Source organism: Nocardiopsis protaetiae, assembly GCF_045446735.1.
GTDB classification, from domain to species: domain Bacteria; phylum Actinomycetota; class Actinomycetes; order Streptosporangiales; family Streptosporangiaceae; genus Nocardiopsis; species Nocardiopsis protaetiae.
This window is the reverse complement of sequence record NZ_JBJJBV010000314.1, coordinates 1-7681: the sequence shown is the minus strand read 5'-3', so window position 1 is coordinate 7681 and position 7681 is coordinate 1. Positions and strand designations below refer to the sequence as shown.

The following is a 7681-nucleotide window of genomic DNA, read 5'->3' as shown; positions in this document are numbered from 1 at the left end:
GCCGGGTGCGCCGATCCGGTCCCCGGCGGCGGGACACCCTCCGGCTGGCGCGGCGCAGCCGCGCCAGCTCGCCGGTGAGGTGGCGCGGATTGGGCACGTGGCGGGTCTGCCCCGTGTCGTCGGCGACCACCGCCAGGGTCGTGATCCCCAGGTCGACCCCGGCCACCGACCCGGGCCGTCGCGGGGTGGCGGCCTCGCGCTCGACCTCGACCTGGAAGGACACCTGCCACCGGCCCCGGGTATGGGACACCGTCGCCGCCAGAATCCGCGCCGTGCCGTTCGCGATGCGCCGGTGGAGCTTGCGGGTGCTCTCGTGGGTACGGATGGTGCCGACCACGGGCAGGGTGACGTGGCGGCGGTCGTCCTCGACCCGGATGGTGCCGGTGGTGAACCGGCACGCCAGGCGGGCCCGGTGCTTGGACTTGAGGCGAGGACGGTCCACCCGCGCACCGGCACGCTCACCGCGCCTGGACCTGGCGTAGTTGTCGAACGCCGCCGCCGCATGGGCGAACCCGGTGTTGTAGGCCTCCTTGGAGTTGTCCGCCCACCACCCCGCGAACCGAGGGTCCTCCCTCTTGGCGGCGTTGAACGCCCTGCGCAGCGCGGGCAGCGACCACGACCGCCACGGGGCACGGTCCTCTTCGCCGATGCCGTAGGACTCCTCGGCACGCCGCTGGTCCCAACAGGCGAGCACATGCGCGACCGCCCAGTTGTAGGCCGCCCGCGCCGCCCCGCAATGCGACCGCAGACGGGCCTCGACTCCGGCGCCCGGGTCCAGGGCGAACCGGTACGCCTGCACGACGTGCCCGGGGCGGGGTGTGAACCCCCGCTTCTTCTTCGCCTGGTGTTCGCTCTGATCGCCTGCGGTCATGGGTCCACCCCCTTCGCCTCGGATGTTCGATCGGTGGTTCGAACAACGACGGTAGCGGGGAGTGCGCAGCCGTGTACGGGGAATAGCACGATCCGCCATGACCCTGGGGTATGACGTACCTCACCTGAGGTGATCGGTGAAAGGTTTGCGGAGAGATGCCGATATTCGTCGGCACATCATGGAACAGCCGACAACCCCCTTCACCCCCCGAAGAAGGTCTGGACAGTGGGCATAGTGTTGACATGTCCCGCCCCTAGCACCACACCCACCGAGACGAGGACGACCTCCGATGCCCCACCCGGCGCACCGTGTACGTGAGTGGCTCACCACCTACGACTCCCCGACCACCTCGGTGTCCCATGTGCTCTGCGACCGGCACCACCCCGACCGCACCGCCATCACCCAGATCGGCCCCGACCTCACACCCACCACCCTCACCTACGGCCAACTCCGCGAACGCTCCCAAGCCCTCGCCAACGGACTCGCCGCCCACGGCATCCGCCCCGGCGACCGCATCGCCACCCTCATCCCCAAAGGCATCGACCTCGCCGTCACCGCCCTGGCCACCTGGCGCCTGGGAGCCGTCCTCGTCCCCCTCTTCACCTCCTTCGCCCCCTCCGCCATCCGCGAACGCCTCACCTCCTCCCACGCCGAACTCGTCATCGTCGACGACCACCACCGCACCAAACTCGACACCGACGACACACCCCCCTGGACCATCGCCACCACCGGCACCCACCCCCTCCACCCCGGCGACACCACCCTCACCACCCTCTCCACCACCGACGCACCCACCGCACCAGACACCCCCATCGGCGGCGACGGCCTCCTCGCCATCGTCTACGTCTCCGGACTCGTCGGCCCACCCCGCGGCGTCCCCGTCCCCGCCCGCGCCCTCGCCGCCATGCACGCCTACCACCGCTACGGCCTCGGCGTCGACGACCACGACACCTACTGGAACACCGCCGACCCCGGCTCCGCCTTCGGCCTCTACCACGGCCTCATCTCACCCCTGCTCGCCGGACACTCCTCCATCGCCCTACGCGCAGGATTCTTCGACCCCGAACTCACCCTCGACGTCCTGGGCATGTACGAGGTCACCAACCTCGCCGCCGACCCCACCACCTACCGCACCCTGCGCGCCGCCACCAAGACCCTGCCCCCCGAGGTCGTCGTCCAACGCCTCACCAGCTTCGGCGAACCCCTCGCCCCCGACGTCATCGACTGGGTCACCGACGTCTTCGGCATCCCCGTACGCGACCACTTCGGCCAGACCGAACTCGGCTGGTGCGTCGGCATCCCCAACGGCGACACCGGCCAGGACACCGACGACATCACCCCCGGCGCCATCGGCCCCGCCCTACCCGGCTGGAAGGTCACCGTCCTGGAGGCCATCTCCGACGAACCCGCACCCCTGGGCGCCTACGGCCGCATCGCCGTCGACCTCGAACACAGCCCCCTCGCCTGGTTCACCGGCTACCTCGACAACGACGCCGCCTCCCAGGTCCGCTTCACCCCCGACAAGGCCTTCTACCTCACCGGCGACACCGGCATCCTCGACCGCCGCGAATGGCTCTTCTTCTCCACCCGCGACGACGGCGCCATCCTCAGCCGCGGCTACCGGATCGGCCCCACCGAGGTGGAGGCCGTCCTCAACGAACACCCGGCCGTGGACGAGTGCGGCGTGTACTCCATCCCCGACGAACTCGCCGGGCAGCTGATCGGCGCACGCGTCGTCCTCGCCCCGGACACCGAGGCCTCCGAGGAACTGGCCGCCGAACTCAAGGAATGGGTGGGCACACGGTTCGCCACCCACGCCGCCCCCGACGTGGTCGACTTCGTACCCGAGCTGCCCCGCACCGCCTCCGGCAAGATGCGCCGCTCCCGCCTGCGCTGAGGCCGGGGACCATCGACACCGAGATCACCGCGGACCCGGTCCGCGACCTGCTCCGGGACCAGTACCCGGACCTCCCGCCACGGACCGCGGAGCCCATCCCGGGGACCGCACGGACGGATTCGAGGAATTCCTCCGGGCCGCCGCCCCCGACGGCATCGCCGCCGACGTCCGCGCCGTCTGGGACGACGCCGTCGCGGCCCGCGCGTGGCAGGGCCCGCCGGTGTGGGTACACGGTGACCTCCGTCCCGCGAACGTCGTCGTCTCGGACGGAACGCTCCCGGGCGTCGTCGACTTCGGCGACATGTTCGCCGGCGGTCCGGCCTGGGACCTCGCGGCGGCGCGGGTGCTGCTGCCCGCGGGCACGGCCGCACGGTTCTTCGACACCTGCGCGCGGGGGACGGGGCGGCGATCCGGCGCGCCCGCGGACCGGCCGCCATGAAGAGCCTCTTCCTGATGCCCATGGGGCAGAACGGAGATCAGGGTCTTCCCGGCGGCAAGCCCCACTGGGGGCCCGCGGGGCGGGCGGCGCTCGACCGTGTCCTCAAGGGCGTCTGACGCACCTTCCGCCGAGAACCCCTGCTCCCGAAACCCCCTACCCCTGCGGCACCAGCTCGTCGATGCGCGCGGCCAGCGCCATGTCCTTGTCGGTGATCGCCCCCACCGAGTGGGTGGCCAGGGACAGGTGCAGGGTGTCGTAGCGGATGTCCATGTCCGGGTGGTGGCCGGCCTGCTCCGCCGCCTGCGCGATGGTGTTCACCAGCAGGATGACGGCCGGGAAGCCCTCCAGGCGCAGGGTGCGCCGCAGCACCGGCCCCTGAGAGTCCAGCCGCCAGCCGTCCAGGCGGGCCAGGCCGTCGTGGATCTGTTCCTCGGTGAGCTTCACTGTGACTCCCCGTGCTCGTGTGCGATGTGCACGCCGCACCTACCCGCCCCGGGCGCACCCGAATCCCGAGGTCGGAGACCCGCCCCGGGCCGTTTTCATGGGAGAGGGGTGCGGCGCAGCCGCACTCCATCATGGTGTTGCTGTTGTTTGGACAACAGAACCGCCACCTGTACTACGTAGATCCTTAGTAGATCCGCAGTGGCGCGTTAACTCTGTTACCAACCTGAGCCCCTACCCCTGACCAGGTACGACACCCCTCCCCACCACCGCGCGCCCCGCCCGCCCCTTGCACTCTCCCCTGGTGACCGGCTTCACTCGTGGGAATCCGGTTCCCATCCCCCACCGACCGGTCTCCTCCACCGGCCCTGGAAGCGAGCCCATGCCCCCCAAGAAGCGCCGGTCGCTTCGCGCCCGCATGATCACCCTGGTGCTCCTGCCCAGCACCGTCCTGCTCCTGGTGTGGTCGCTCTTCACCGCCCTGCTCGTGGGCGACATCCGCGAACTGCGCACCGAGGCCGCCCTCACCCGCGAGGTGGGCGTCGCCGTCCTGGCCGTGATCGACTCCGTCCAGACCGAGCGGCTGGCCACCGCCGACTCCGCCGACGGCGCCGAGAGCACCCGGCGGGCCCTGGAGGAGTCCCGCGCCGCCACCGACACCGCCGTCACCGGCCTGACCGGGGCCCTGCACGGATTCGACGCCGACGCCCTGCCCGACCAGGCCCTCGACCTCCAGCGCGACCTGGAGGGGCTGGCCCACCACCGCGACATCGTCGACGCGCTCCCCCCGCACCGGCGCGACCTCGTGCAGACCGCCACCGCCTACCACGACCTGGTCGAACAGGGCCTGCGCTTCTGGGACGCCCGCGTCGAGCACGCCGAACCCGCGCAGATCCCCCGCCTGCGCTCCCTGAACTCCCTGATGCGCGCCCGCGAACTCCTGGCCCGCCAGAACACCGTGTTCACCCACGCCGTGGCCACCGACACCTTCACCCCCGGCGCCCACACCGAGTTCGTCGCGGCCGCCGGCGCCCAGCGCCACACCTGGGACCGCATCGGCGCCGAGCTCGCCCCCGAGGACGCCCGCACCTACCGGCTGCTGGAGTCCTACGACTCCCTCCGGCGCGTCCACGACCTCCAGGACGCGGTCATCGCCGCACCCCAGAACACCCGCCCGCCGGTCAACGCCTCCGCCTGGGAGGGCGCCGCCGAGGCCTCCGACCAGCGCATGAGCGCCGTCGAACACGAACAGCTCGACCTGCTGGCCGACTACAGCGACGCCCGGTCCGCCGACCTGGCCCGCACCGCCCTGCTGACCAGCCTCCCCATCCTGGCCATCGCCCTGGCCTCGGCGGCCGTCGCGATCACCGGCGCCGTCCGCATGGGCCGCCGCCTGGACCGCCTGCGCACCACCACCCTGGAGCACGCCCGCGTCCACCTGCCGCGCCTGACCGCCCGCCTGCGCGCCGGCGAGGAGGTCGAACCCGAACCCGCGCCGGTACCGCGCGCCCGCGGCGACGAGATCACCGACGTCGCCGACGCCTTCGACGACGCCCGCCGCGCCGCCGTGGCCTCCGCCGTCCAGGAGGCGCGGCTGCGGGCCGGGGTGCGCGCCATGTTCGGCACCATCGCCCGCCGCACCCAGTCGCTGGTCCACCGCCAGCTGGCCGTCCTGGACCGGCTGGAACGCGACGAGACCGACCCCGACGCCCTGGCCGCGCTGTTCCGCGTCGACCACTTCAGCGCCCGCCTGCGCCGCAACGCCGAGAACCTCATGCTGCTCAGCGGCGGCACCCCCACCCGCCACCCCCGCGCGCCGATGCGGCTGCACGAGGTGGTGCGGGCCGCCGCCGGGGAGATCGAGGACTACACCCGCGTCCAGCCCCGCGACCTGCCCCCGGTGGCGCTGCGCGGCGACACCGCCGCCGACACCGCCCGGCTGCTGGCCGAGCTGCTGGAGAACGCCACCGCGTTCTCCCCGCCCACCGCCGAGGTGGAGGTCCGCGCCGTCGCCGACGCCGACGGCTGCCGCATCGAGGTGACCGACCAGGGGCTGGGCATGGGGGCGGCCGCCCTGGAGGAGGCCAACGCCCTGCTGGCCGACCCGCCCCGCTTCGACGTGTCCGGGCTGGTGGAGGACTCGCCCCTGGGCCTGTTCGTGGTCGCCACCCTGGCCGCCCGCCACGGGCTGGCGGTGGAGCTGGCCGCAGCGCCGGGCGGCAACGGGGTGCGCGCGACCGTGCGCGTGCCCGCCGACGCCCTGGCCGAACCCGGGCCGGCGCCCGCTCCCCCGCCGCCCACCCGCGTCCCCGCGCCCGCGGTGCGCGCCGTCCCGGCCGCTCCCCCGGTCCCGCCGGCTCCCGCGGCCCCCGCCCTCGCCGCCGCGAACGGTGCCGGGCCGCGGCAGGACGCGGGCACCGACGACGACCACTACATGGGGCTCCCCCGCCGCCGACGGCGCGCCGTGGACCCGGCGCCCGCACCCGCGGCCGCCGCCGATGACGACGACCGCTCCCCCGAACGGATGCGTTCGCTGATGAGCGCCTTCCAGGCCGGAACCCTGCGCGCCCGCGCGGACGGGCCCGGACCGGACGGCGACACCGAGGAAGGATGAACATGATGTCCGCCCAAGCCGAGGAGAACGGGACCGGCACCCTGGACTGGCTGCTGGCCGACCTGGTCGAGAAGATCGCGCACTCGCGCAGTGCGCTGCTGCTGTCGGCCGACGGGCTGCCGCTGGCGGCCTCCCCCGGTGTGGACCGCGAGCACGGGGAACGCCTGGCCGCCATCGCCTCGGGGTTCGCGTCCCTGGCCCGGGGCGCCCGCGCGCCGCTGGGAGCGTCCAAGGTGCACCAGACGGTGGTCGAGCTGGACACCGTGTTCTTCTTCGTGGTCGACGCCGGGCAGGGCGCCTCCCTGGCGCTGGCCGCGGGGACCGACTGCGACATGGGCCAGGCCGCCTTCGAGATCAACCGGCTCGTGCGCCGGGTCGGCCCCCACCTGGCCGCGCTGCCGCGCCGGGGCGTGCGCGGGTGATGTCCGACCACGCCGAGGGGCCGGACCTGATCCGCCCCTACGCGCTGACCGGGGGCCGGACCCGCCCCTCCCGGTCGGACCTGACCCTGACCACCTCCGTGGTGGCGGTGGCCGAGGTGGTCGAGGACGACCCGGAGGCCCGGGAGATCCACGCCCTGTGCGGCCGGCCGGTGACGGTGGCCGAGGTCGCCTCCCGGTCGGGGCTGCCCCTGGGCGTGGTCCGGGTGCTGTTGGCGGACCTGGTGGACCGAGGGAACGTGCTGGCCCACACCCCCCAGCGGGAACGGGACCGGCCCGACGAGGCGACACTGCGCGCGGTGCTGGCGCGCATCAAGGAACTTTGAGGCGCTTTGAACGGAACGACGACGATGAACGGATCGGGAGTGTTCGGGCCGGCGCCCGACACGCTCAAGATCGTGGTGGCCGGTGGTTTCGGCGCGGGCAAGACCACGCTGGTGTCGGCGCTGAGCGAGGTCGAGGCGCTGCACACCGAGGAGGAGATGACCGTCGCCGGGAGCGGCGTGGACGACCTGGCCGGGGTGGAGGCCAAGACCACCACAACGGTCGCCCTCGACTTCGGCCGCATCACCCTGGACCCCACCACCGTGGTGTACCTGTTCGGTACCCCGGGGCAGCGGCGCTTCTCGCACATGTGGGAGGAACTGGTGGAGGGGGCGCTGGGCGCGGTGGTGCTCGCCGACACCCGCCGCCTCACCGACTGCTTCGACGTCATCGACTTCTTCGAGGCGCGGCGGGTGCCGTTCGTGGTGGCGGTGAACTGCTTCGACGGGCAGCGCTCGCACCGCGCCGAGGACGTGCGGGTGGCGCTGGACGTGGCCGACCCGGTGCCGGTGCTGCTGTGCGACGCCCGGGACCGCGACTCCGTCAAGGAGGTGGTGCTGGAGCTGGTCGAGCTGGTGCTGCGCCTGGAGATGTCGGGCGCCTGAACCGGCTCCGCGGACCGGCCGGCTCCCGGAGGACGAGGACACGGTGCGGT

Annotated in this window: 7 protein-coding genes and 1 pseudogene; 6 read left to right on the top strand and 2 right to left on the bottom strand. The window is 73.2% G+C overall.

Features of this window, described 5'->3' with window-relative positions; genetic code table 11:
• The coding region (locus ACJOT3_RS30325) for a transposase (RefSeq protein WP_406976560.1) at window positions 1–871 on the bottom strand (871 nt) is incomplete at its 3' end.
• 289 nt (window positions 872–1160) lie between these two features.
• Between ACJOT3_RS30325 and ACJOT3_RS30320 the strand changes: the two genes are divergently transcribed.
• Both ACJOT3_RS30320 and ACJOT3_RS30315 read left to right on the top strand, forming a co-directional pair.
• Complete coding sequence (locus tag ACJOT3_RS30320) at window positions 1161–2768, top strand: AMP-binding protein (RefSeq protein WP_406976559.1); 1608 nt, start codon at window positions 1161–1163, stop codon at window positions 2766–2768.
• A 133-nt stretch (window positions 2769–2901) separates the two neighbouring features.
• Window positions 2902–3207 (top strand): annotated as a pseudogene (locus ACJOT3_RS30315) (phosphotransferase); the annotation flags it as partial.
• 153 nt (window positions 3208–3360) lie between these two features.
• Here the strand turns inward: ACJOT3_RS30315 and ACJOT3_RS30310 are convergent.
• The gene (locus ACJOT3_RS30310) at window positions 3361–3651 is read right to left on the bottom strand and encodes a 4a-hydroxytetrahydrobiopterin dehydratase (protein WP_406976558.1); all 291 of its coding nucleotides are present in this window, start codon (window positions 3649–3651) and stop codon (window positions 3361–3363) included.
• A 379-nt stretch (window positions 3652–4030) separates the two neighbouring features.
• Here ACJOT3_RS30310 and ACJOT3_RS30305 point away from each other — a divergent pair, with 379 nt between their 5' ends.
• Genes ACJOT3_RS30305 through ACJOT3_RS30290 form a run of 4 tightly spaced genes read left to right on the top strand, consistent with a single transcriptional unit; the run spans window position 4031 to window position 7631 of the window.
• The gene (locus ACJOT3_RS30305) at window positions 4031–6262 is read left to right on the top strand and encodes a sensor histidine kinase (RefSeq protein ID WP_406976557.1); all 2232 of its coding nucleotides are present in this window, start codon (window positions 4031–4033) and stop codon (window positions 6260–6262) included.
• Window positions 6263–6264: 2 nt separating this feature from the next.
• Entirely contained in the window at window positions 6265–6684 is a 420-nt protein-coding gene (locus ACJOT3_RS30300; protein WP_406976556.1) for a roadblock/LC7 domain-containing protein, read from the top strand.
• Entirely contained in the window at window positions 6684–7028 is a 345-nt protein-coding gene (locus tag ACJOT3_RS30295; RefSeq protein WP_406976555.1) for a DUF742 domain-containing protein, read from the top strand. The genes ACJOT3_RS30300 and ACJOT3_RS30295 overlap by 1 nt, the downstream gene beginning before the upstream one ends.
• Before the next feature lie 24 nt (window positions 7029–7052).
• On the top strand, window positions 7053–7631 hold the full coding sequence (locus tag ACJOT3_RS30290) for a GTP-binding protein (protein ID WP_406976554.1): 579 nt from the start codon (window positions 7053–7055) through the stop codon (window positions 7629–7631).
• Window positions 7632–7681: the final 50 nt, after the last annotated feature.

Excerpts from the sequence above, each read along its gene's own strand:
- ACJOT3_RS30320 (WP_406976559.1), top strand. The coding sequence starts at position 1,161 with ATGCCCCACCCGGCGCACCGTGTACGTGAGTGGCTCACCACCTACGAC.
- ACJOT3_RS30305 (WP_406976557.1), top strand. The coding sequence starts at position 4,031 with ATGCCCCCCAAGAAGCGCCGGTCGCTTCGCGCCCGCATGATCACCCTG.
- ACJOT3_RS30300 (WP_406976556.1), top strand. The coding sequence starts at position 6,265 with ATGATGTCCGCCCAAGCCGAGGAGAACGGGACCGGCACCCTGGACTGG.
- ACJOT3_RS30295 (WP_406976555.1), top strand. The coding sequence starts at position 6,684 with ATGTCCGACCACGCCGAGGGGCCGGACCTGATCCGCCCCTACGCGCTG.
- ACJOT3_RS30290 (WP_406976554.1), top strand. The coding sequence starts at position 7,053 with ATGAACGGATCGGGAGTGTTCGGGCCGGCGCCCGACACGCTCAAGATC.